Origin of the sequence: Neobacillus sp. KR4-4 (assembly GCF_042136325.1) — a bacterium.
Classification (GTDB): Bacteria; Bacillota; Bacilli; order Bacillales; family Cytobacillaceae; genus Neobacillus.
The window spans coordinates 24,766-50,383 of record NZ_JBHHJU010000010.1 but is presented as its reverse complement, the minus strand read 5'-3'; the positions used below and the strand labels follow the sequence as shown (position 1 = coordinate 50,383).

Sequence of the window (25,618 nt, the reverse complement as noted above, 5' to 3'; positions counted from 1 at the left end):
ATAGCTTAAAAAAAAGTGACGATGCTTTCATCGTCACTACACTTTGCTTATTTTGCTCTCCCGTTATTTCTAAGCACCTTAATGTTTTGGTCACGCTCGCCTCCATCAGATAATTCCTCTGAAAACTCGTGTTTCGCTTCGGCTCCAACTACTTCACCATGCTTGATAGTCCTTGGTGGCAAATTATTATTTGGCGCCGCTTGTTCATTCCAATCTCCCATTACTATCACCTCGATACATAGTATTTAAAGTTTGGGATTATCCTATGCAAAAAAACAAAACGCTTGGATTTTTCCAAGCGTTTTTCAATGGAATTAGATCACCATTTTTTTATTTTCGATCAGTTCAATTTCGTGTTCATCAATCATATCCTGTTCTCGAAGCTTTTTAATTTTAAAATGGTAAATCAAGTAACATGCACCCACAAATGGAACTCCTAAATATAGAGCTAAGCGTTGTGCTGGGTCAAATGCTAAACTTACTAAAACCGAAACGTTTAATACTAAGGCGATTAGTGGTAAAACCGGGTAAAGTGGTGTTTTGAACTTAAGGTCTGCGACTTTTCCACCTTCGCGGATAAATCTTCTGCGGAAGGCAATTTGTGAAGCAGTAATGGAAATCCAGCCAACTTGAGCACCCAAACCAGCGACGGAAAGAAGCCACATAAATACCGTTTCTTCTGCAAAGAAACCTGAAAGTAATGATAATAAAGCAATACCAATTGTGAAAAGTAGTGCGTTAATCGGTACGCCTCGTTTATTTACTTTTGTGAGAATAGGACTCGCCATTTTTTCTTTTGACATCGCATACAACATCCGGGTTCCCGCATATAATCCAGAGTTTCCAACAGAAAGCAGTGCTGTAAGGATAACAAAATTCATAATATCTGCAGCGTAAGGAATACCAATACTATCAAATACGACAACAAATGGACTTTCAACAACCCCTGCTTTGTCCATTGGAATTAAACTAGATACAACAAATATAGCTAATACAAAGAACACAAGGGTACGCCATACAGTTTGTTTAATTGATTTTGGGATGGTCTTTTCTGGATTTTCGCTTTCCCCTGCAGCTATCCCAATCAATTCTGTTCCTTGGAAAGAAAAATTAACCGCGATCATGGTAACAATTAATGCTGAAAATCCGTTAGGTAAAAGACCGTGTGCAGTAAAATTAGATAAATATGGTGCAGCTTGACCGCCATTCATGTCAATTAATCCAAACATGGCAGCGCCGCCTAATGCGATAAACAGAATAATTGCTAAAATTTTTATACTTGAAAACCAAAATTCTGCTTCACCAAATGCTCTTGCAGATAGAGCATTCAGTAAGAATAAAATGACCGCAAAAATACCACTCCAAATCCATACTTGAACATCAGGAAACCATCTTTGCATAAGTTGACCAGCAGATAGAAACTCTAAGGCAACTGTAACGGACCAGCCTAACCAGTATAGCCAGCCGAGCGCAAATCCTGTTCCTGGTCCAATAAATTTTGTCGTGTACGTTTGAAACGAGCCTGAAACAGGCATGGCTACAGACAATTCTCCGAGACAAAGCATGGTTAGAAACATGATAAAACCGCCAACTATATAGGCGAGGATGGCACCTATTGGGCCAGCCTGACTGATTGTGTAGCCAGAACCCAAGAATAAACCTGAACCGATTACCCCACCCAAAGAGATCATAAATAAATGTCTCGTCTTCATCGTCCGTTTTAATTCATGATTCGAATTGTTTTCCTGCAAATTCATTAAATTTCCCCCTTCTCCCCAAACAAAAGAATACGCTTCCAACTCTCAATATCCAAAAAAGTAGGATAATTTTTTGCTAAAGGCAATAATTAAACCTTTACCATTAGAAATTATAGAGAAATAGTAGTCTATTAACAACAGATAATAATTTCTAAATTATCACTATATTTTTATAAATGTAGAATGCAAATTTTGTGCCAAAATTAAAATCATCTAAAATGTGTATATTCTTTGAACAGACAAGCAAAATATTTTTGCATCTCAATAAAAATTTTGCACTTATGCTGCAAAAATAATTTTTCCACTAAAAAGGAAAACCATTTATCTACAAATAGGGAAAAATAAAGGAAATACCTAACTAATGCCAATATTCTTTGCAAATTTAACACTTTTTCAATAAAACTGCAAAACTATTTTGCATTATTAAGTTTTATTTGATTAAATAGTTGCATAAAGGATTAATCAAAGGGAATGAATCTAAATGGAGAAAAATAATCATACCGTCAATTATTTGCATTACCTAAATCGGATTTATAAACGGATCTTAGACGAGGTAGATGTGGGTGTCCATGCAGTAGATGAAACGGGGAAAACAATTATTTATAATAAAAAAATGATGCAAATGGAGTCCATGGACCTTCAAGATGTTATAGACAAAAACCTGCTTGATGTATTTATGTTTAAAGACGACCAATCTAGTACACTAGTAAAAGCACTCCAGGAGGGCAAAGAAACAAGAAACGTCAAACAAACTTATTTTAATAATAAAGGCAGCGAAATTACGACCATTAACAATACCATTCCTATTTTTAACAACGAAAAACTACAGGGTGCTGTCGAAATCGCCAAGGATGTAACAAAGCTGGAACGTCTCATTAAAGGCAACCTAAATAAAGGGCAGACCAGATACACTTTTGATAAAATCATTGGAAACAGTCCAGCTATTAAAGAAGTTATTGAATCTGCCAAACGTGCAACTAGGACCTCTTCCTATGTTTTAATTGTTGGAGATACTGGTACAGGGAAGGAACTTTTTGCTCAGAGCATCCACAATGGGAGCACTCGGCTATCTGGCCCGTTCATTTCACAAAACTGCGCTGCCCTGCCTGATAATCTAATCGAAAGTCTTCTGTTTGGAACAAAACGCGGTGCCTTCACGGGGGCGGTCGACACCCCTGGGTTATTCGAACAAGCCAATGGAGGTACCTTGTTACTCGATGAGATTAACTCATTGAATCTAAATTTGCAGGCAAAATTACTACGTGTTTTACAGGAAAAAACGATAAGGCGAATTGGGGATACGAAGGATACGCCTGTGGATGTTCGAGTCATTGCCAATATGAATGAAGATCCGATTGATGCGATTGCTAATAATCGGATGCGCAAAGACTTATATTATCGTCTGGGAGTTGTCACTATTTTTATCCCTGCGTTAAAGGAGCGAAAAGAGGATATTCCATTATTAGTGGAGAGTTTTATTCAAAAATACAATGAACTGTTTCAGATGAATGTAAAAGGTTTATCAGAGGAAGTTAAACAGTCATTTTTCGAGTATGAATGGCTGGGGAATGTCCGCGAACTTGAGCATATCATTGAAGCTGCGATGAACATTATGATTGATGAGGAATGGATTTCCTACTCTCATTTACCCTACCAATATCGAAGCAAAATGCAGATGAAAGAGAGAATGATTCCCCTTTCCACGGTGGACACCTTTATTAAGGAACATTCAGATGCAGCAGTACCACTAAAATATCAAATGGAGCTATTTGAAAAATCTTATATTGATCATGTATTATCCAAAAATGATTTTAATATATCCCGGACTGCTAACCTTCTCGGACTAAGCCGCCAAAGCCTGCAGTATCGGATGAAGAAATTAAATATTACAGGAAAATGAGATTTTATTAATTGCTGTGTTAAAGGTTAATGCTGATTTTGGCACTCTGTTGATTGGAGCGGAAGGCACGAAGACTCCTGCGGGAGTACGGGGCAGGGGAGACCCCGCAGGAGCGCAGCGACGAGGAGACTCCCCGGACCGCCCGCGGAAAGCGAAGTGCCTGGAGCGGAAATCAACAGACTAGTTTAACACAAACTATTAAATACGTCGGAAAGCTAGATGCTTTCCGCTTTTTTTATGCTGATCCAGCACAAAACTACCTTTTTTTACATAAAATTATTATAGAAAAGTAAATTAGTTTGATAAATGGAATCTTTATTCCACTGAATTCCCTATAGGCAATAAACTAATACAAGCATAAATATTCCATTTATTCTCCATACTAAGAAGAAAAGATGAGGTGAATAAAATGGGACTACTCAACTCGTTTAACCAATGGAAAGAGACTAAATATCAAAATCATGTCTCAAATATGAAAGAGCAAGGCAAATGTCCTGACTGTCACGGCCGTGGCTATACCGTATATCCTTATAATGAATTTGCTTACTTTAATTCATTTGAATGCCCAGGCTGCCAAGGTACAGGTCAATATACTGATTGGGAAGAAATGCAGTAAATTGAGAATAAATACAAATCCCTCCATTAATTCCGTTTGGATTAATGAAGGGATCTTTTTGATTTCATACCTTTATCATTTGGCTACTTAGATTCGTTTCTTAAGTTGACTTTGATACGTTTTTGACGTCCTAACTTCAACAGTTAGTGAGCCTCCATTTACGGTCGCTTTTAAAATTAAAGGCACACCCGTAGTATTTTTAAATCTAAAATCTTTACCCCCATAAGAAACTGTCGCATCTCTTCCTTTTGGCACGTAACCTACTGTTAATGAATGGTGGTGTTTTTCGATGTACTGGACGGCCAATTGATCGATCGCATTATATAAAGTAGAAGAAGTTTGACATATGCCCCCGCCATACCCTTCAACCAACTTACCGTAATTTATTTCCGGTGCTTTTTGGTAACCGTGTTCAGCATCACTCGGGCCAACTGTTGTATTATATGAAAAAGAATCATTGGTCCCAAGGATGACATTATTTATTGCCTCTGCTGAGAGTTTAATATTTTTAGTTCGTCCCACCGTCCCACTATTAAAATGGGTCGTATATGAGGCGACTACTACGTCATCTAATTGGGAAGCCTCCTCAGCCTGATACCCGCTCGCATTCACATATAATGGCAATTCCACATTGCCGCCTTTTTCTGAAACCAACATAATCTTATCTGCCAATTCTTCTTCATCAAGAATTTGTTGAGGGGTCCCTTTGATGATATTCCCTTCTTCATCAAGTTTATCAAGAATCATTCTTTTGTCGTAGCCAGGCTTTGATTGGGTTCCTCGAGCTAGTTCTCTTGTCAATTTTGATATTTCGACTTTATAATTGTCAGGATTCGTTATGTATCCTAAATCCTTTGTATTAAAAGTTTTTACGATGTCTTTTGTGTTTGGATCCAAAATATTTACATATACAGGTCTTGCTTCTTCCCGTTTTCGTTCTTCTTCCCGTTTCTTTGCTTCAGCCAGCTTCTTTTCTTCTTGTAACTTCTTCTCTTTTTCAATTTGTTGTTGCTTTTCTGCTGCCTTTGCCTCTTTTACTTTTGCAGTTTGTCCAGAACATCCAGTGCCAATTAAACACACCGCTGCCAATAGTGATATTACCCAATTACGCTTCGCCATTTTCTACCACTTTACTCCTTTTTGTATAGCCTTATGCCCTTTTATATTGTTAGACGATATTCAAGGGGATATGTTTCATATGACTCTCCTATTCTATTCCATTTTTTATGCCAATGTCCTGCTAAAAAATTGGAAATCCTTATATAAAAAAGGAGATTAATTTGATGTTCGGGATTTGTTAAGCTTTTTTTAAAAGGTACGTAGCAACTAAGCCCAAATTCTCATATGGTATTATCAAAGCAGAAATTAATTTAATATCAATACTCCTTTAGTCCTCAATTTACTCCATCAAATGATTCCTTGCAAACAAAATGATTCTGCTCCCTAGCCATAATTGAAATTAAGGGGGACATACCATGAGAGAAATCTTAATTTTAGTTAGCATTTTATTATTTTCTGTATCTCTAGTTTTAGGCTTAGTATCTCAGGTCCATCGAAAAAGCGGAAAAGGAATTTATTATTCTCTAGCCACAATCTGTCTAGTATGCGTTTTTTTCTTATTGTTTTTTCAAAACTGGAACATTGCTGGCCTTTGGAGTGGTGAACCTGTCAATCCCCCTAAAACGGAGTCTCCTATAGGGCCTGGACAAAATAATGATGGTAAGGACATTGCTGATGAGGAACACCCCCCATCCGTGGAGCCTGAGGAAGAAGAACCAAATGACCCTCACCCCACTACTCCTGAACAAATTATTCTGGGTGATAACGAAATAGTTGAATACAAAGTTGTTAAGGGAGATACTTTATTTTCCATTGCCACTAGGGCCGAAGTGACGGTGGAAAAAATAAAGCAATGGAATAATCTATCCTCCGATGCCATCTTTGTAGATCAAATCTTAAAGCTTTATGGAAAGAATGTGAAGCCGACTCCACCTAAGCAGGACCCTCCACCGACAACAGCTTCCTCTGTTATTATTTCAGAGGGAAGCCCTCAGCAAAAACAGATCTCATTTACCTTTGATGCTGGAAGTGATGCCGCAGGGATAAGAATATTGGATGTCCTTAAAAAGCATAAGGTCAAAGCTACGTTCTTCCTTACAGGTAAGTGGGTTGAGAAGTATCCTAGCCTTGCCAAGAAAATTGTCGAAGAAGGACATGAAATTGGTAACCATTCTTACTCTCATCCTGATGCCGTAAAAACAACTGCCAATGCGTTAAAACAGGATATCATCAAAGCAGAAGAAGCTATTAAGGAGGCAACAGGAAAATCTCCACAGCCCTATTTTCGTTTTCCTTTCGGGTCGTACAATTCTACCGCCCTCAAAACTGTTGGTACAGCGGGATATCCCTTTAGCATCCAGTGGTCACTTGATACAATTGATTGGAAGCAGCCAGCCACTGAAGTCATCATTTCCCGTATAAAAACAGGAGCAAGCAACGGTGATATCATCCTTATGCATATCGGAGGAATAAATACACCGGAAGCCATCGACCAAGTCATTCCATGGCTAAAGGACCAAGGCTACCAACTCGTCCCGTTAGGCGTTCTATTAAAATAAAAAATGGTGCCTGACACCCCAATGGGTGTCAGGCACCAAATAGACTTAAATCTAAATATTAATCTCTATCTAGGAGGGCTGCCCCAGATATTCCAGGCTTGGTCATTTCATAGATGTTTAAAATCAGATCTAATTCTTCTTCAGTAAGGACATCATACTTTAAGCATAGTTCACGAACCGATTTCCCAGTTACAGTTGCCTCTCTGGCGATTCTTGCTGCCACTTCATAGCCGAGATGCGGGTTTACTGCCGTTATTATGCCGACACTCTTTTCGACATTCTCTCTTAAGCGTGCCTCATTAGCCTCGATACCTACTAAACAATGGTCGGTAAATGAACGAAAGCCGTTGTTCATAATGCTAATTGATTGAAGTAAATTAAATACCAATACCGGTTCCATTACGTTCAATTCAAGTTGCCCTGCTTCTGACGCAAGACAAATGGTATGGTCATTCCCAATCACTTGGAAGGCAATCTGATTAATTAACTCTGGCATGACAGGATTCACTTTTCCTGGCATAATCGATGAACCTGGCTGACGTGCGGGCAGTGAGATCTCACCTAAGCCAGCACGGGGACCCGAAGCCATTAACCGGAGGTCATTGGCAATTTTTGACATATTCATCATACATACTTTAAGGGCAGCTGAAACTTCAGTATATGCATCCGTATTCTGCGTGGCGTCAACTAAATGTTCAGCATTGACCAATGGAAGCCCACTAATGTCCGCCAGTTCTTTAACAACATCTTCGATATATTGAGGGTCTGCATTTAAACCTGTTCCAACCGCAGTAGCTCCCATGTTCACTTCATACAAATTTTCACGGGATTGGTTAATTCGCTTTATATCCCGTTCTAGCACACGGGAATATGCTTCAAACTCTTGGCCAAGGCGAATAGGAACAGCATCTTGGAGATGGGTACGACCCATTTTAATTACCGTTTCAAATTGCTTTGCTTTTTCTTTAAATACCTTATGCATATCTTTCATCGTCATAATTAACTTTTCTAATACTCTTAGTGTGGCAATATGAATGGCAGTTGGAAAAACATCATTTGTGGATTGCGACATATTGACATGCGTATTGGGACTTAAATGCAAATAAGCACCTTTTTCATATCCAAGCAACTCAAGTCCACGGTTGGCAATCACTTCGTTTGCATTCATATTCATGGAGGTCCCAGCCCCACCTTGGATTGGGTCTACAATGAACTGATCGTTCCATTTCCCTGCAATAATTTCATCTGCTGCTTGGCAAATTACATCCCCAAGTCCACTATACAAACGCTTCGTTCTCGTGTTTGCAATCGCTGCAGCTTTTTTAATCATCGCAAGAGCAATAATTAATTCTTCATGAATTCGATAACCTGTGATTGGAAAATTTTCAACTGCCCTTAGTGTCTGAATACCGTAGTAAGCATTTACTGGTATTTCCTTTTCCCCTAAGAAGTCTTTTTCGGTTCTTGTAGTTTCCATGATTACCTCTCCCACCCTTTATAAAAACTCTTGATGTGTAATTGTTACTCACACCAAAATAATAACAGTTAAAACAACCTTTGTCTCTCTTTTCACTGTAATTACTCTGTTAATATAAAAATATCTGTAAAAAAAAAGAGGTTGATCAAAAAAAGTCTATCATAACTTTTGAGATCAACCTCTTTTTTCAATTAACTCGAAATAACTATTATTTAAAAGACCGATTGAATTTTTCCAAAAGTACCCCGAATAATTCACGTTCCTCATCCGACCAATCTTCTAGTAATTCAGCAACTCTCTTCAAGCGTGCCTGTTGATAATCAAATAATTCCGTTGCACCCAGTTCAGTTAATTGAAGAGAATATGCTCGACCATCCAATGGATCGGGAATTCGATATAAATATTCTTTATGTTCTAGAGCGGCTGCCTGTCTACTGACTGTCGAAATATCCAGATTAAATTCATCTGCTAATACTTTTACTCCGACAGCACCCTTTTCATTAATTCTTCGTAGGATTAAATAGGCCGATCGATCAAGATTCCCCAATTTCTTATTACTCGAAATTGACGTGGTTCGGCGGATCAGAATGGCTAATTCAAGCTCGATTAATTCTAAAGAATGTCCATGCATTTACTTTTCTACCTCACTGTTATTTCCTCATATAAATTATGATAACATACTCACATTCTCATTTGTAAGAAACACTATTTGACTGTTATGGCAAAAGCACTATTGACGTAGTGGAAATTGATTGTATAATACAATCATATACTTTCATCATACAACTAATTCAAGAAGATGGAAAGAATCACATAGGGGGAAATTTAATGGCATCAGCATCAAAAACTAATACCGCACCACCTCAACAGAGACAGTTGAAACCCAATGAAAAGGCAGGTTTACTTAGCCAGCCAAAAGCAGTTTGGGCCGTTTTTTTTGCAAGCATTATAGCGTTCATGGGGTTGGGTTTAGTTGATCCTATTTTGCCGGCAATTGCCGAACAACTTCATGCCTCACATAGTGAAGTTACCTTGCTGTTCACTAGTTATAATGCAGTTATGGCGGTTGCCATGCTTATTACTGGGGTGATTTCTACAAGGCTGGGCATCAAATGGACGTTATTGTCAGGAATTGTGATCATTGCAGTCTTTTCAGCACTCGGAGGATTTTCAAACGGGATTTGGACCCTGGTTGGACTTCGAGGCGGATGGGGACTCGGAAATGCACTTTTTGTAGCTACAGCTTTATCAGCAATTGTTTCACTATCAAAAAGTGGAACTGCAAAAGCGATCATCTTATATGAAGCAGCAATCGGTCTTGGTATTTCTGTTGGCCCCTTACTTGGCGGATGGCTTGGTGGAATGTCTTGGCGAGGCCCATTTCTTGGAGTAGCCGCATTAATGATTATTGCCTTTTTTGGTCTCTTAATATTAATGCCAAAGTCAACCACACCAACCGGCGTAAAATCACGTTCTTCGTTAATGGATCCATTCCGCGCCTTAAAACATCGTTCACTTTTAGTCTTCGGTATTGCAGCGGCACTTTATAACTTCGGCTTCTTCACTTTGCTTGCATATGCACCATTTGTTATGGGCTTGGATGAGCATGGATTAGGATTTGTCTTCCTTGGCTGGGGAGTTTTACTAGCTATTACCTCAGTTTTTATGGCTCCAAAAATGACTGAATGGTTTGGAACCATCAAATCAATGTGTTTGATGTTAATATTATTCGCCCTGCTTTTGGTGGTAATGGGAATATGGACATCTACTCAATGGGTCATCATTGCAGCTGTTATTTTAGCGGGCGCCTTTTTAGGTAATAACAATACACTAATTACAACAGCCGTGATGAATGCAGCCCCAGTTGAACGATCAACGGCTTCTGCTGCCTATAGCTTCCTTCGATTTATTGGAGGCGCGGTAGCCCCATTTACGGCAGGTAAACTTTCCGAAATCTATAACCCAAGTGTACCATTTCTAGTTGGAGGCGGGTTTGTGGTCGTTTCAGTCCTATTTATCTGGGCTAATAAAAAACATATTAATCATGTAGATAATATCGAAATTGGCCATTAAAATGAAAGCAGGATCTGTGAATGAATCGCAGATCCTTTTTTTCATTGGCTGTGTTAAACTTGTCTGTTGATTTCTGTTCCAGGCACTTCAATCAACAGAGTGCCAAAATCAACATTAACCTTTTACACAGCCTTTTCATTAGTGAATATCTTTTTTCTTAAATCGGCCTCCACGAACTTCTGAAATGTCACCAATCGCTAAAAATGCGTTCGGGTCAATATCCTGAACAATCGTATTTAATTTTGACTCTTCCAACCTCGTAATAATACTGAAGATGACCTTCTTACTATCACCAGTGAAAGCACCTTGCCCATTAATATAGGTTACTCCCCTTCCAAGTCTTGCATTGATTGCATTTCCAATTTCTTCTGCATCGTCACTGATAATCCACACTGATTTGGATTCTTCCAGACCGGCTACAACGGTATCAATAGCTTTGGACGCAATTACATAAGCTAGCAAGGAATACATGGCACGGTCCCAACTAAACACAAAACCTGCTGCACCTAATATAAAAATATTAATAAACATAATAATTTGCCCAACAGAAAATGGAACTTTTTTGGTAATCAAAAGTGCAAGTATTTCTGTTCCATCTAAGGCCCCACCATTGCGGATGACGACCCCTACCCCTGTCCCAAGAATCATACCGCCAAAAACGGTGGCGAGGAGAATGTCATCTGTAAATGCCGGAATGGGATGAAAAAATGAAGTGAAAATTGATAAAACAATAATTCCATACACGGTTGATATAGCGAAGGTTTTTCCCATCTGCTTATATCCCATATAAACAAATGGCAGGTTTAAGATGAGGAGGAAAATCCCTAATTTCCATCCTGTGATATGCGCAAGCATAATAGAAATACCTGTAATTCCACCATCAATAACATGGTTTGGAACTAGAAATATTTCTAACCCTGTTGCCATTAAGATTGCTCCTATGGTGATGGCGATTGCTCGGAGTACGATTTTCCTTAAAGGTAACTTTCGGTGTTGAACTTTTTCTTGTATAAGTTCTGTCACATCATCACATCTTTTCATAAAAATTTTCCAGTAATTATTTCAATAATATGTGAAAAATCTATATCTATTGGTTAATTATATCACTTTTTCACAAAAAAGGTGAACTCAAGTTCATCTTTTAATAATTTACTTTGTTAATCTACCCTTTTTTTCCAAAAAAATAGCTAAAATCCTAAGATTTTAGCAAAGTAAATAAATTTACGAACCTTCTGTTGCACGTTCAGTGATAATATCTTCAATGACACGATGTTTACTTAGTTGACCGGTGTGAATGATCTGCTGACCTAATTTACGTTTCATCGATACCATTTGGTCCACTTCCTTTAAAAGAAGGCCGGAAAATAATAAATAAGGAATCACAATGATTTTTCCAGTCGCATTTTTTGAAATGGTCTCAAGACCTTCTGGAAGTCTCGGCTCAGTTGCTGCTAAATAACAAACTTGAATATTCTCTATTCCAAGTCGATAACTAATCCCTCTAGCAATGTCAGCAAAGGCTGTGTGAATACTCTTGTCACTACTTCCCCTACCGACAATTAGAATCGAATCCTTAGGTGTTAGATCGGTGACCGTTTCCTTAACCATCTCAGCAATCCCATCGAGAATTTTTCCTTGAACCCCAAATGGATCTCTTATCTTTACATTGATGGTAGGATAGCGCTCGCTAAGAGAGGAAAGAGCTTGTGGAATATCTTCTTTAATATGACCAGCAGCCAATAAAAATAAGGGAACGACAGTTATCTCTGTCGCTCCCCTTTCTACACAGTGCAGAAAGCCCTCTTCAATACCTGGCTTGGTCAACTCGAGAAAACAGACTTCCTGAATTTCAACATTTATTCGTTCCATCACTCTATGAATAAAAGATTTGGCTTCTTCAGCTCCCTCTTTTGAACGTGTACCATGGCCAATGTATAGAATTGCTTTCACCCTCACTGCTCCTTCCTTGCTTCCCTTACTATCCTTTACCATTTAAGACATTACCATACTTTCCTCTTAAACGAGAGAAGGAACCACTGAATCTTTTAGAGAATGTTCTTCTCTTTTAGATAAGCAAATACTTGTTCCACCGCTTCTTCAACTGTTACTTGATCTGAATGAAGTGTAATTTCTGGTTGTTCTGGTGCTTCGTACGGTGAGTCAATTCCGGTGAAATCCTTAATCTCCCCGCGGCGAGCTTTCGCATACAGCTGCTTTGGATCTCTACGTTCACATTCTTCAATCGGGCATTGCACAAAGACTTCAATAAATTCACCGTCTTCGAACAAAGCACGGACTTGGTCACGATCAGAACGGAATGGAGAAATAAAAGCGGTCGTCACTACTTTGCCACTGTCGACAAACAATTTGGCCACTTCGCCAATTCTTCTTATATTTTCAGTTCGATCATAATCGGAAAAGCCAAGATCTTTATTTAATCCGTGGCGAATATTATCCCCATCTAGAACATATTCACTTATTCCCTGGCGGAATAATTCGTTAGATACCGCATTAGCGATTGTTGATTTTCCAGACCCTGAGAGTCCAGTAAACCAAAGAGCACAGCTTCCATGCCCATTTCTTTCACGTCGATTTTCTTTAGAAATAGATGTTTCATGCCATGTAATATTTGTTGGTTTAGCCATAGATTTAATTCCTCCTTACACGGTAGCTGTTTCTTTCATTCCTTCAATCAGTACTTCAACAACCTCTTTACGGCTAAAGGTTGATGGTGGCAATACGCCTGCGCGAAGCATCTCTCTTACTTTTGTCCCGGAAAGGATTACTCTGTCTTCCTTGCTATGCGGGCAAGTTTTATCAGAAGCCATTCCTTCACATTTGTTGCAATAGAAGCTATGCTCAAAGAACAATGGCTTAATACCAAGCTCTTCTTCTGTAAAATTACTAAAAATGTGTTGGGCATCGTATGTTCCGTAATAGTTACCAACACCAGCATGGTCACGGCCAACAATAAAGTGAGTACAGCCAAAATTCTTACGAGCAAGTGCATGGAAAATAGCTTCCCTTGGACCTGCATATCTCATTGCTGCTGGGTACACACCTAACTGTGCGCGCTCCTTTGGATAATAATTATCTAGTAACACGCGGTAGCTTTTCAGACGAACATCTGCTGGGACGTCATCTGACTTCGTTTCGCCAACTAGAGGGTTTACAAACAATCCATCAACAGTCTCAAGAGCCGCTTTTTGAATGTATTCATGGGCGCGATGAATCGGATTTCTAGTTTGGAATCCTACAACTGTCTTCCAGCCTTTTTCTTCGAAAATAGCACGTGTTTCCTTCGGTTCAAACCATACGTCACCGAAAACACCTTTTTCTGATTTCTTAACTAAGACGATTTCACCTGCCACATAGACTGGACCTCTTTCATAAAGGCGTTTCACACCTGGGTGGGCAGTTTCTCCCGTTTTATATACTTCAACTGCTTCTTTATCTAGGTCAGGTTCATACCATTCTGAAACCTTAATCACTCCATAAACCTCGTTATTATAAGTAAGTTTGAATTCCTCACCTACAACGAGTGATCCAGCTACCTCGTAAGAAACTGGAAGTGTAACAGGGATGGACCAAATGGTATTGTCTGCTAAGCGCATATTGTTAACAACGGATTCATAATCCGCTTTCCCAAGAAAACCTTTTAAAGGACTAAATAAACCAATTCCGATTAATTCGAGGTCACTTAAGGCAATCGCATCAATTTCTAATTCTTTTATTACTGAAGTTAGATCGTAATTAGGGTCAAACGCTTGAATAAGTTTTCCTCCATGAGGTTTTGGTAAGTATGACATTTTTAATCAACCTTTCATTAAAGTTTTAGATTCATGTTAGTATCGATTAACTTGAAGATGATTTCCCATTCCCCTCCAATGATCTCAGGTAATGGGAAGTGATTCTCTTTATTACGAGTGCAATCCACACTCGGTTTTACTGCTGCCTGACCAACGTCCAGCACGAGAATCACCATTGGTTCCTACCGCTTGGGTGCAAGGGAAGCAGCCAATACTTGGATAGTTTTGGTCATGCAATTGGTTATAAGGGAGATCCTTTTCCTTGATGTACTCCCAAACCTCATCCCAGGTCCAATGAATGAGCGGGCAAATTTTAATATTTTGGAATTTTTCATCCTTATTTAAGAATTGAGTGTCCTTTCTTGTTGGAGACTGCTCCCTGCGCAGACCTGAAATCCATGCCTCTCTTGGGGTTAGCGCCTCACGTAAAGGAATAACCTTTCTGATTTGGCAGCATTGATTAGGTTCCCTTTTCCATAAGGCAGAACCGTATTCCGCTGCTTGTTCATCTAAACTCAATTTAGGAGTTTTTCGTTCGATTTGAAGCTCTGGAAAACGTGCTTCTATTTTATCGATTACCTCATACGTCTCTGGAAAGTGAAGTCCTGTATCTAAAAAAACGATGTGCGCATCTTTTTTAACTTGATAAATTAAATCAATTAATACAATGGCTTCAGCACCAAAACTGGAGGCATAGACAATTTTTTCTTCAGGATACTGGCTGTATGCCCATTCTAAAACAGCACGTGCACCCTTTGTCTGGTCCTCTACGGAAAAAGTATCCGAAATTTGATTCCAGTTTTCATATGTCACTGCTTTTGTCATTCCTGTGGACCTCCTTGTTGAATTACTAGAGTAATAGATCCATATTTTAATGGATCGAGTATGAGCTTAAAATGTCCTTGTATTTATTATTTAAATTTAATCCTACCATACGCATAGGAATTGTCAAGTTGATTTATTACAATATTTTAAAAAGTATTAACGAAGGCTAAGGGATACATTTGTTTACTCGATAAATAAACAAAGCAGACATGATTACATGTCTGCGAAATCCTACTTATTTCCTAGAAACCCCCTATGGAATAATCCTCGATGTCCTTGCCTTTTCAGCTGTTTTTTGAATCTGTTTACTTAAAGGTTTCTTTAACATCAATGCTAAAAGTAAGCTCAACGCAATAAAGATAACAAGCGCGAACAAATCTTTTATCACGACCTCGACAATCATGCCGCCTACTGTTTCACGAAGCATACTCACGGCATAGGTAAATGGCATATAAGGGTTGATCGTTTGAAAAAATGATGAGGTCAAGCTCACAGGAAATGTTGCACCAGAACTTGAGATTTGCAGAACCAAGAAAATAATCGCTAATCCTTTTCCAATATTGCCAAACACCGAACATAAGGAATAAGTGATTGTAACAAATACCATGCTGATAAACATACAAAATACCACAAACCAGAGTTTGTCAACCGCATATGTATGAATGAAAAACAAGTCGCCAAGGGACACAATCACAGCCTGGAAGATTCCGATAGTAAGAAAGGTAATAAGCCTTCCTAAAAAAAGCTGGTACCCTTTAAAGCTAGGGCCAGGATTATCAACATCTACTTTTAGTGAGGCAATTAATAATGTCGCACCAACCCAAAGAGCTAGCATCGTATAAAATGGTGTCATCGCCGATCCATAGTTTGGAATTGGAAAAAGCCGCTTTGTTTTTAATAAGATCGGATTCGAAAGGAAATTACTTTCTTTTTGCGGATCATGCTTTAGAAATTCGATTAAGTCATACATATTTACACTGCTTTCAAAGCTTCTAATTTTATCGGCAGCATTCCTTATGCTTGACTCAAATCCCGGTAAATCGTTGCGTGCTAAGTCCGCTGCTTTGTGGACATACTTCACAAAGGCATAAAACCTCGTTCTAAATAAATCAGCCGCTTTTCGAATGTCATTCTCTAAAGATGGTAAATCCGTTCGCACAAAATCAGCAGCGCGATGGATTTTTTGCTCACTATTCGCAAAATCACTTTTAAAAAAATTAGCAGCTGTATTAGTTGCTTTTGTCAATTTATCAACTTTCTCAAGCAGCTCTGCCTGTGTTTCCACTATATTTCCATGAATTTTTACAAGTTCTTTGTAAATTCTGTTAACCTCTTCTTGTTCTCCTTTGGACTCAGTCTGCGATACAGAAGCTCCCTTCATTTGTTCAAGTGATTGTAGAAGCATGTTTTCTATTTCTGATAGATTGGTTGCAGTATCAGTAATGAGTTCCTTTGCTCTCTGTAAACTAGAAATTTTCTCTTGAAGGGTAATCACTTTAGCTCCTGTTTCTTTGATAAGCGGTAACCGGTCCTCAATCTTTAAAATACTGTCTGCTGCCTTTTCTATCTCTGGGATCCTCTGCTCCAATTCAATTACTTTCTGTCCCTTTGCTTGGATTTCTGGTAACTTCTTTTCTAGTTCAATCGCCGCTTTCCCCACCTTTTCTATTTCAGGCAACGCTTTTTCTAATGCAAAGATCTGCTTTTCCACATTATGTATGGATGGCAATTCTTGCTCCAATTCAATTCCGGCTCTATAAAACCCCTTGAAAATAGCTTCACTTACTATTTTTATAAAAGCTTGGCTAATTTGAGCGGTTACACTTGAGGCTCCTGAACTTACGATTTTCGGAGCTACAGCATTTATTTTTTCATTTACCGTAAACTCGATTTCTGGTTTTTGGGGATTTACCTCTAAAATACTGGATAACTTTCTCGAAAAATCCTTAGGAATGATGAGATAGGCATAATAAAGTCCCCTCTCCACTCCACTTTCTGCTTCAGTGCGATTAACAAAGACCCAGCCAAGTTGATGATTCTTTTTAAGATTCTTGACGGTATCGTTACCGACATTTATTTTTTTCCCGCGTATTTCGGTTCCTTCATCTTCGTTACTAACAGCCACACGAATCCCAGATGTATTACTATACGGGTCCCACATTGACTTTATGTTCACCCAAGCATAAGCCGACGGCAGAACGATAAGTGCACCTATTAACAACACTACAGTAGGCACGCGAAAGATATTTTTCCAATCAGTTTTATATATGCGCCAAACCTTCCCGATCATAATCCCCCCTATATAGACTTCCTGCTGCCTATATCTTTTCACCTTTTGAAAATAATGATGCAAGCGGAATGTGTTTGTCGAGAAGAACAAAAAAACCGCCTGAGGATTTCCTCAGGCAGTTTACTATTTAGAAACGACATTTTCATCTTTATTATAGTTATATTGTGATCGGTCGACTGTAGTAAAGTTTGCAGGTTTGTAAAAACGTAATAAATCTCCATTTACGACTTTATCTGAAAGCTTTAATTTATATTCGACGATCTTTTGATCTTTTTTCGCTTCTTCCGTTTTTGTTTCATCCAATTTCAGACCCGTTTTAGAATCATAGAACTTTCCATCAATAGAAGTGATGGTTGAACTTACAAAATCACCATTTCTGAACGGCACTAAATCATCATGCTGTTTAGATAATAAGTCGGTTCCAAATTGGACATACTCTTTTGTGTCTGTACCTAGCAAGTGAAGTAGGGTTGGAAGAAGATCGATTTGGCCGCCATATTCGTGGTTTACTCCACCTTCCATTCCAGGGACACGAATGAATAATGGTACACGCTGTAAACCAGTACTTTCAAATGGGGTGATTTCCTTTCCAATTACCTGCTCCATAGCTTTATTATGATTTTCAGAAATTCCATAATGGTCACCATACATAACAATGATCGAACGATCATATAAACCTGATTTTTTGAGATAATCAAAGAATTGCTTCAAGGCTTCGTCCGCATATCGTGCGGTTTGAAAATATCCATCGACAGATTTATCACCTGTTGTACCTGGTGCAATCGTAGCATCCTCTTGATTAATTGGATACGGATAATGATTCGATACAGTAATAAATTTTGTATAGAATGGCTCTGGTAATGATTCCAAAAGTGGAATCGATTGTTCATAAAATGGTTTATCCATTAGCCCGTACTCAGCTAGATCTTTAGAATTGATTTGATAATAGTTTGAATCAAAGAACTTGTTGTAGCCAAATGATTTATAAATTTCATTACGATTCCAGAAGCTTCCTGAATTCCCATGGAACACCGCAGAAGTGTAACCTTGCTGACCTAAAATGGCAGGAGCTGCCTCATAGGTATTTAGCCCTTTTGTTGTATAAGCTGAACCTTGTGATAATCCATATAATGAATTTTCTAACATAAATTCAGCATCCGATGTTTTACCTTGTCCTGTTTGATGGAAGAAGTTATCAAAGTAAAGGGTATTTTGATCCTTCGTTAAAGAATTTAAAAATGGAGTGACTTCTTCCCCGTGCAACTTATAATTAATTAAGAAATTTTGCGTTGATTCAAGATGTAAATAAATTACATTCATTCCTTTTCCAGCCCCAAAGTAAGCTGGATTTGGCTCTGCATAATTAGACTTTGTATAGTTTACAACTTCAGTAGTATCATCGCTGCTGGCCATAACTCTTTGAGCGGATGCTTTCGTACTTTGAACAGCATCATAAATAGTGTAATTGTACATTCCTAAATATTTTACGATATAGTTTCTATCGAATCCTCTTGTAAGTAATTGAGGACGGTCTGTTTCAGCTAAAGCTAAGTTCACACTTGAAATCGCAAGTGCCATTGAAAATAGTGCTGCAACTTTCCCGCGATTCATATCCTTGACTTCTATTTTCACAAATCGGAAAACAAGTAAACCAAATAACACAATGACATCAAGAAAGAATAATAAATCGTATGGCTTCAATAAGGAAGTGACACTGCCGCTTACATCGCCAAAGTTTTGAGTCTGCGTTAAGGTTGGCAAGGTAATAAAATCACTAAAGAATCGGTAAAATAAAACATTTGCATATAAAAGGAATGATAAGAGAAAATCTATAACCATTAGCCCTATATACTTTTTTCTACCCTTTAAAAAGAATGATACGCCCAAGAATAGTAAAGCAGATCCGAGCGGATTGATAAATAATAGAAACTTCTGAAGAGAATTTTCAATTCCTAAGTCAAATTGCGTTAATTGAACGATATACGTTTTTATCCATAAGAAAAATACTGTCAAAAAGAAAAAGCCAACATATTTATTAAAAATACTTTGACCTCTTTGCAATAAGTTAATCATAAAGCACCTACCTTGTTATCTATGATTATAAACTTTTAGTTATTATTTTTATATTAATGAAGGACTACTGCCCTCAATGATCTAGTATCTATGTTAACAGCTAAATATGAACAATCCATGAACATTTAATAAAAAAAAAAAAAATGACCAGCACAAGAACATTACTATACTCTCTTTTTTTGAAATGTCAAGGCTCTAAAAAAAATAACAGCAGCTGAATGTTATTTTAACATAGAATCAGCTGCTGTTTATTTTCGTTCCGTTATACTGCTTTCTCTTCTAGGTTACTCTCTTTTCGCTTCATTTTCATAAGCGTTTCATAAACAATCGGTACAATAACTAAGGTAAGCAGCGTCGAACTTGTTAATCCACCGATGACTGTCACACCTAATCCTTTTGAAATAAGCCCGCTTCCTTCCATTCCGAAAGCTAATGGAATAAGTGCACCAATGGTCGCAATGGCTGTCATTAGAATAGGACGCAGGCGTGTCCCAGCCGCCTCAAGAATCGCTTCTCTTGTAGATAACCCATCATTCTCTTTATGAATGACACGGTCAATTAATACAATCGCGTTCGTTACAACAATACCAATTAACATCAACGCACCGATCATTGCAGATACACTTAATGTTTCACCAGAGATCAACAAACCTAATAATCCTCCGATGATGGTAAACGGTAATGAGAATAGGATCGCTAATGGAGCTAATCCTCCTCCAAATGTAATAACAAGTACTAAATAAACTATCGCAATCGCTGCAAGCATGGCTAATCCTAACTGTGTAAAGGATTCTGCAATATCCTCTGATACCCCGCCAATCGAAACATCTACCGTTGAAGGAAGTTTTAGTTTATCTACCTTCTTTTGAACCGCGGCAGAAACTTTTGAAACATCTTTTGTCGTAATTTCAGCACTTACACTTGCATAAATACGGCCATCACGTCTGGTGATCGTATCCGATGTATGCCCCTTCTTAATATCAATAACATCCTTTATTGGGACTGCCATACCCATCGGAGATTGAATCGTTTTATCGGTTAAATCATTAATATTTTCAAAATCATCTTTTTCTACATCTAAATAGACATTCAATTCTCTGCCATCATTTTGAATGGTTGTCAATACTTGACGCTGGCCATTACCTGCAAGTTCCATCCCTAGTTGCGCTGCGGTAAGTCCGAGTTGGCTTAACTTTTTCTGATCAGCGACAAGGGTATACTCTTCATAGGTATCAGCAATACTAGTTTTCACATTTTTAAGAGTGTCTTTACTTTTAAAAATTTTCTCTATCTTATTTATAACAGGTTCAATTTCATCCATATTGTCACCATACACATTAAATGAAAGTGCATTTGATGATCCCATACCTGAAAAGTCCTGACTTGCCCATTCTCCCTTGTCATTTCGTTGGTTTAGATCGTTAATTACATTTTCAGTTTCTTTTGAGAAGTTTTTGGTGTCTTTATCATATTCAACAAAAAACATGGCCGAATTGCTTTGTCCTGGATTCATTGGGTTTTCTCCGCCCACGGAAAACTGAATAGTTTTTACTCCGTCTCTGTTCCCAAAAAATTCCTCCGCATCGGTTGCAATCCGTTCCACTTCATCCAAGGTTTCTCCTGGTGCTGGTTTATAAGTGGCCACAACCATTTTTTGTTCATCAGATGGAAGGAAACTTACCCCAATCACCGGTACTAGGAACAAACTGCCAACTAATAATAAAATCGCTAATCCAAAGGTAATGATTTTATGGTTCAAAGACCAGTTAAGAAGCTTTTTATAGCCTGAAGCTAATCTGCCTGGTTTATTTTCAACATGTGTTTGCTTAACTGATACGCCTTTTTTAAATAAAGAGTGAGCCATCATTGGAACAATAGTAATCGCTACTAAAAGAGATGCTAATAAAGCAAAAACAATGGTTAATGCGAATGGTAGAAACATCTCGCCTACTGGTCCTTTAACTAAACCTAATGGAAGAAACACAGCAATCGTTACCACAGTGGATGAAAAAATCGGCATGAACATTTCTCTTGTGGCAGCAACAATTAAGTCTTTCCCACTTAAGGTTTCATTATTAAGAGACATCCTTCTAAAGATGTTTTCGATGACAACAATCGAATCATCAATTACACGGCCTATTGCAACAGTCATTGCGCCAAGGGTCATCATATTAAGAGTAATATTCATTTGTTTTAAAAGTAACATCGCAATTAATATGGATAATGGGATAGAAATAACCGATATGATGGTAGTCCGGAAATTTCTTAAGAAAAGCAAGATGATAATCATGGCAAATATTGCACCGAAAATGGCTTTATTCAGCATGGTTGCAACGGATTCTTCGATTGGCTTGCCCTGATCAAAAATCGTAGTAACATTTAACCCATCAATCTTATCTTCAAAATCACCTAATTTATCTTTAACAGCGTTCACCACATCCACTGTATTTGCGTCCTGTGTGCTTGTAATCTGTACTCCGATGGACTCTTTGCCATTTGTTCTTGAAATTGATTCTGCCTTCCCTACTATCTTAATGGTGGCAATATCTTTTAGTTCAACACTAGGAATCGCAGGAGAAGCTTGAGCCGATTGGGTGGCTTGGCCAGCAGGAATACCTGTTTGTTGGCCCTGGTTTTGTTGGCTGGCTGCTGTACCTTGCTGCGCTGTGCCTGCTGATGAGATAACGGGAATTTTGATCGCTTTTAAGTCTTTTATTGTAGAAACATTCCCATCAATGACAACGGACTTTTGCGTATCTTTAAATGTGTACAATCCTAGTGGAATGGTAACATCCGATGCTTTGATTATATTCTTTACCGTATCTTCTGATAAGTTATATTGCTTTAATTTAGACTCATTAAATTTCAATTGAACTTCGTCAACCTGCTGCCCTGAAATTTGAACGGTTGATACTCCTTCAATGCCTTCAAGTTCTGGAATAATATCCTCTTCGGCTGTTTTAGTTAATTCTGCCAAAGATTGTTTAGTATTTGTAATACTTAATGACATAACCGGGAAGGCAGAAAAACTCAATCGTGAGACTTCTGGCTCCTCTACCCCTTCAGGAAGTTCAAGATTGCTTAAGGCTTCCTTTATTTCATTTTGAGCCTTTTCCATATCCTTATCAAAATTATATTCTATTTGGATAGACGAAGCGTTTTGAAAGGAAGAGGAACTAACAACCGAAACCCCATCTAAATTTTCGACTCGTTTTTCAATCGGTTCCGTAACTTTCTCAGCTACCTGCTCGGGTGTCGCCCCAGGATACACTGCCAAAACTGAAACAAGCGGTGTATTAATATTTGGAATGGTTTCTAGTTTCATGTTCATTCCTGAATACAATCCAGCAATTGTAATAATAATGGTTAATAGCCATACAGCAAACTTGTTCTTCAATGAAAACTGAATGATTTTCTTCATTTTTCTCTCCTTCTTATACCATGTTGACATTTCAATTTGATTCGAATAGGATTGACTATGCGGTCATAACAAATTTAATCATACTGACCGGCCAGTCATAAGTCAAGAATTATACGTTCCTACTTAGGAACAGCTATTAATGGAGGGTTTTTTTTGACAGAAAAGGAGAAAGTAATTATTCAATCAGGGATGAAGCTTTTTGCTCAAAAAGGTTTTTCATCGACATCGATCCAAGAGATTGCTACTGAAAGTAATATTTCTAAAGGGGCTTTCTATTTACATTTTAAGTCAAAAGATGATTTATTACTCTCGATACTGGAATATATTTTTGAGACAATAGAATCTAGCAGGTTAGTTTTTGAAAACCAGGATATATCCCCGCGAGAAAAATTCATCAAACAAATCACTGCATTTTTCAGAACATTTATTGGTCATAAAGAATTTATGATAATGCTCTCCAAAGAACAAGCAATCCCAAGGAATGAAGAAATCAAAAAACTTTTTTTCAAAAAACGTTTTGACTCTCATTTATTACATCGCAAAGGATTAGTTTCAATGTATGGTCAAAAGATTGAGCCTTATTCGATTGATTTAGCCCTGATTCTAGAAGGATTGTTTCAAACATATGTGGGATTAATGATGCTTGAGCCTGCTGAGTTTGAGATTGAGAAACTATCCCATTATTTAATGAAAAGGATGGATAGTATCGTAAAAGACATTTCAAGTGATGAACCCTTCTTGACCGAAGAAAAGATGGGGAATATTATAAAAAATTCGAAACAATTTTTCGAATCCGCCAATGTAAATAATATTATCAAAAACTTAAGAAAAAAAATTAATCTGATGGAAAATAGAGAAGTATTAGAAATCTCATTAGACGTTCTTGAAGAGGAAGTACACAAAAAAAGTCCTCGTATTCCAGTCATCAAAGGAATGCTTTCCAATTTTAAAGGAATAGAAACACTAGACCCATTCACTAAGGAAATGGCTGATTTTTATGGATTTGAATTATAAAGGAAATCTTTAGTAGCTTTCCTTTTCTACGTAAATATTGACTGACCGGACAGTAATATTGTATATTTTATGACGGAACTTTTTTAATAACATCTAGATAGGAGAAAAATATGGCAATAGAAGATAAACGGATTAATACCAGATTAGTTATAACCGGTTTAATTATCGGGATGTTTTTCAGTGCATTAGAACAAACAATTGTCGGAACGGCCATGCCGACGATTATTTCAGAATTAAATGGCTTTACTATTTTTGCATGGGTTACGACGGCCTATATGATTACATCGACAACAATTGTACCCATTGTTGGAAAACTGTCCGACTTGTATGGGAGAAGATTCCTTTATTTACTTGGAACAATCATCTTTATTGTTGGTTCTGGATTGTGTGCAACTGCCACATCTATGGAACAGTTAGTAATCTATCGAGGGCTTCAAGGGATTGGCGGCGGGATGATTATGCCACTGTCTCAAACCATTATTGGGGACATCTTTACAGCTGAGCAACGAGCTAAATGGCAAGGTATTTTTGGCGGACTCTTTGGGTTAAGTTCAGTCATTGGCCCTTTCTTAGGTGGAATAATTGTTGATAGTATTAGCTGGCACTGGATTTTCTTGATTAACGTACCTTTCGGGCTACTTTCTGCAATTTTAATCTTTATGGGTTTAAAGCATGAAACTACCGCAGTTAAAGGAAAAGTGAATATTGATTATTGGGGAATTATCACATTAATTCCTGCCATTGTCTTATTATTACTTGGCTTAACATTTGGCGGGGATAAATTTGAATGGACCTCACCTATTTCTTTCCTTATTTTCGGAGGTTCGATTTTGCTTCTTATCGTTTTCGGCTTAATTGAGAGAAAAGCAGTAGAACCGATTTTGGATCTTTCATTCTTTAAAAATCGAACATTTGCAACGATGAATGCGCTAGGATTTTTGCTGGGTTTAGGCATGTTTGGAGCGATTATGTTCGTTCCAATGTACATGCAAGGAATTCTTGGTGTATCACCAACACAGGCTGGATCCACCATGACTCCTATGATGATTGCGATGATTGCGGCAAGTATAGTTGGCGGGCAATTATTACTTAGATTTAGCTTCCGTTCTGTACTAACAGCAGGCATGCTTCTTGGTGCTTTAGGATTCTTTTTAATGAGTACAATGGGTATCGATTCAAACGAATACACTGCCTATGCCTACATGGTAGTTCTTGGCTTAGGAATGGGCTTAGTTATGCCAACATTAATGATTGCAATCCAAAATGAATTTCCAAAATCCCAACTTGGAACTGTAACATCCGCCTCCACCTTCTTCCGATCAATAGGTGGTACAATTGGAATTACGATTTTAAATTCAATCATGAACCATACACTGAAAGGTGAAATGGTAAGTGTTGCTAATGATGCTGAAAATCCAATTGCACATAAAGCATTAACAGCCCTTTCTGAAAAAACAGATTCATTATTCAGTTTGCTGCTCAATCCGAGCCTATTAAAAATGCCAAAAGACATTCAAAATAGCGTAATTCATGGAATTCAAATTGCTTGGTCCGATTCTTTTTCTACGGTTTTCTTGACAGGACTAGTCTTTATAGCAATTGGAGTCTTTGTAGCATTGGCAGTTGGCAAAGGTCGGATTAAAAGGGATAACGAATTAACAGATGGTAGTGAACCATCAATCTCATCGTTTAAACCAGACCCAACGGAATCATAAAAATCCATAATAATAAGAGGGATTCCCCGG

Annotated in this window: 21 protein-coding genes; 7 read left to right on the top strand and 14 right to left on the bottom strand. The window is 38.0% G+C overall.

Annotated features, from left to right (window positions below):
• Positions 1-47 precede the first annotated feature (47 nt).
• Both ACE198_RS12270 and ACE198_RS12265 read right to left on the bottom strand, forming a co-directional pair.
• Positions 48-221: a hypothetical protein gene (locus ACE198_RS12270; protein ID WP_251460573.1), complete on the bottom strand. Its 174-nt coding sequence runs from the start codon at positions 219-221 to the stop codon at positions 48-50.
• 93 nt (positions 222-314) lie between these two features.
• A complete protein-coding gene (locus tag ACE198_RS12265; RefSeq protein ID WP_251460570.1) occupies positions 315-1,757 on the bottom strand; it encodes an amino acid permease in 1,443 nt (480 codons plus the stop codon).
• Between the two features lie 481 nt (positions 1,758-2,238).
• Here ACE198_RS12265 and ACE198_RS12260 point away from each other — a divergent pair, with 481 nt between their 5' ends.
• The 3 genes from ACE198_RS12260 (at position 2,239) to ACE198_RS12250 (ending at position 4,273) form a co-directional block, all read left to right on the top strand.
• Positions 2,239-3,657 carry a sigma-54 interaction domain-containing protein gene (locus ACE198_RS12260; RefSeq protein ID WP_251460558.1) on the top strand — a complete coding sequence of 473 codons (1,419 nt, stop codon included), beginning with the start codon at positions 2,239-2,241 and terminating at the stop codon, positions 3,655-3,657.
• A gap of 16 nt (positions 3,658-3,673) precedes the next feature.
• Complete coding sequence (locus tag ACE198_RS12255; protein WP_375375733.1) at positions 3,674-3,841, top strand: hypothetical protein; 168 nt, start codon at positions 3,674-3,676, stop codon at positions 3,839-3,841.
• Positions 3,842-4,066: 225 nt separating this feature from the next.
• Entirely contained in the window at positions 4,067-4,273 is a 207-nt protein-coding gene (locus ACE198_RS12250) for a DnaJ-like cysteine-rich domain-containing protein (RefSeq protein ID WP_098575244.1), read from the top strand.
• A gap of 87 nt (positions 4,274-4,360) precedes the next feature.
• On the opposite strand, the gene ACE198_RS12245 is transcribed toward ACE198_RS12250, so the two are convergent.
• Entirely contained in the window at positions 4,361-5,392 is a 1,032-nt protein-coding gene (locus tag ACE198_RS12245) for a VanW family protein (RefSeq protein WP_375375732.1), read from the bottom strand.
• A 356-nt stretch (positions 5,393-5,748) separates the two neighbouring features.
• Between ACE198_RS12245 and ACE198_RS12240 the strand changes: the two genes are divergently transcribed.
• On the top strand, positions 5,749-6,891 hold the full coding sequence (locus tag ACE198_RS12240) for a polysaccharide deacetylase family protein (RefSeq protein WP_375375731.1): 1,143 nt from the start codon (positions 5,749-5,751) through the stop codon (positions 6,889-6,891).
• A 58-nt stretch (positions 6,892-6,949) separates the two neighbouring features.
• Here the strand turns inward: ACE198_RS12240 and aspA are convergent, their stop codons facing one another.
• Together aspA and ACE198_RS12230 are read right to left on the bottom strand one after the other, a co-directional pair.
• Entirely contained in the window at positions 6,950-8,368 is a 1,419-nt protein-coding gene (aspA, locus tag ACE198_RS12235) for an aspartate ammonia-lyase (RefSeq protein ID WP_375375730.1), read from the bottom strand.
• Positions 8,369-8,576: 208 nt separating this feature from the next.
• Positions 8,577-8,999 carry a MarR family winged helix-turn-helix transcriptional regulator gene (locus ACE198_RS12230; protein WP_098575240.1) on the bottom strand — a complete coding sequence of 141 codons (423 nt, stop codon included), beginning with the start codon at positions 8,997-8,999 and terminating at the stop codon, positions 8,577-8,579.
• A gap of 197 nt (positions 9,000-9,196) precedes the next feature.
• Here ACE198_RS12230 and ACE198_RS12225 point away from each other — a divergent pair, with 197 nt between their 5' ends.
• Complete coding sequence (locus ACE198_RS12225) at positions 9,197-10,441, top strand: MFS transporter (RefSeq protein WP_375375729.1); 1,245 nt, start codon at positions 9,197-9,199, stop codon at positions 10,439-10,441.
• Positions 10,442-10,579: 138 nt separating this feature from the next.
• Here the strand turns inward: ACE198_RS12225 and ACE198_RS12220 are convergent, their stop codons facing one another.
• The 9 genes from ACE198_RS12220 to ACE198_RS12180 all read right to left on the bottom strand — a co-directional run bounded on the left by ACE198_RS12220 (position 10,580) and on the right by ACE198_RS12180 (position 22,859).
• Entirely contained in the window at positions 10,580-11,464 is an 885-nt protein-coding gene (locus ACE198_RS12220) for a YitT family protein (RefSeq protein ID WP_098575502.1), read from the bottom strand.
• 198 nt (positions 11,465-11,662) lie between these two features.
• Positions 11,663-12,391, bottom strand: coding sequence for a sirohydrochlorin chelatase (locus tag ACE198_RS12215; protein WP_375375728.1), 729 nt, complete (start codon positions 12,389-12,391; stop codon positions 11,663-11,665).
• 95 nt (positions 12,392-12,486) lie between these two features.
• The gene (gene cysC / locus ACE198_RS12210; RefSeq protein ID WP_375375727.1) at positions 12,487-13,086 is read right to left on the bottom strand and encodes an adenylyl-sulfate kinase; all 600 of its coding nucleotides are present in this window, start codon (positions 13,084-13,086) and stop codon (positions 12,487-12,489) included.
• A 15-nt stretch (positions 13,087-13,101) separates the two neighbouring features.
• A complete protein-coding gene (gene sat, locus ACE198_RS12205) occupies positions 13,102-14,250 on the bottom strand; it encodes a sulfate adenylyltransferase (protein WP_251460540.1) in 1,149 nt (382 codons plus the stop codon).
• Positions 14,251-14,361: 111 nt separating this feature from the next.
• Positions 14,362-15,075 (bottom strand): phosphoadenylyl-sulfate reductase, encoded by a 714-nt coding sequence (locus ACE198_RS12200; RefSeq protein WP_251460538.1) that lies wholly within the window; start codon positions 15,073-15,075, stop codon positions 14,362-14,364.
• On the bottom strand, positions 15,072-15,137 hold the full coding sequence (locus ACE198_RS12195) for a DUF2292 domain-containing protein (RefSeq protein WP_373561726.1): 66 nt from the start codon (positions 15,135-15,137) through the stop codon (positions 15,072-15,074). Before ACE198_RS12195 ends, ACE198_RS12200 begins: the two co-directional genes overlap by 4 nt.
• 191 nt (positions 15,138-15,328) lie before the next feature.
• Entirely contained in the window at positions 15,329-17,365 is a 2,037-nt protein-coding gene (locus ACE198_RS12190) for a YhgE/Pip domain-containing protein (protein ID WP_375375726.1), read from the bottom strand.
• A gap of 123 nt (positions 17,366-17,488) precedes the next feature.
• Positions 17,489-19,438 carry a lipoteichoic acid synthase gene (gene ltaS, locus ACE198_RS12185; RefSeq protein ID WP_251460533.1) on the bottom strand — a complete coding sequence of 650 codons (1,950 nt, stop codon included), beginning with the start codon at positions 19,436-19,438 and terminating at the stop codon, positions 17,489-17,491.
• Between the two features lie 262 nt (positions 19,439-19,700).
• Complete coding sequence (locus ACE198_RS12180) at positions 19,701-22,859, bottom strand: efflux RND transporter permease subunit (protein WP_375375725.1); 3,159 nt, start codon at positions 22,857-22,859, stop codon at positions 19,701-19,703.
• Positions 22,860-23,012: 153 nt separating this feature from the next.
• On the opposite strand from ACE198_RS12180, the gene ACE198_RS12175 reads away from it, so the two are divergent.
• Positions 23,013-23,873 carry a TetR/AcrR family transcriptional regulator gene (locus ACE198_RS12175; RefSeq protein ID WP_251460527.1) on the top strand — a complete coding sequence of 287 codons (861 nt, stop codon included), beginning with the start codon at positions 23,013-23,015 and terminating at the stop codon, positions 23,871-23,873.
• Positions 23,874-23,983: 110 nt separating this feature from the next.
• Positions 23,984-25,588 carry an MDR family MFS transporter gene (locus ACE198_RS12170; protein WP_375375724.1) on the top strand — a complete coding sequence of 535 codons (1,605 nt, stop codon included), beginning with the start codon at positions 23,984-23,986 and terminating at the stop codon, positions 25,586-25,588.
• Positions 25,589-25,618 lie beyond the last annotated feature (30 nt).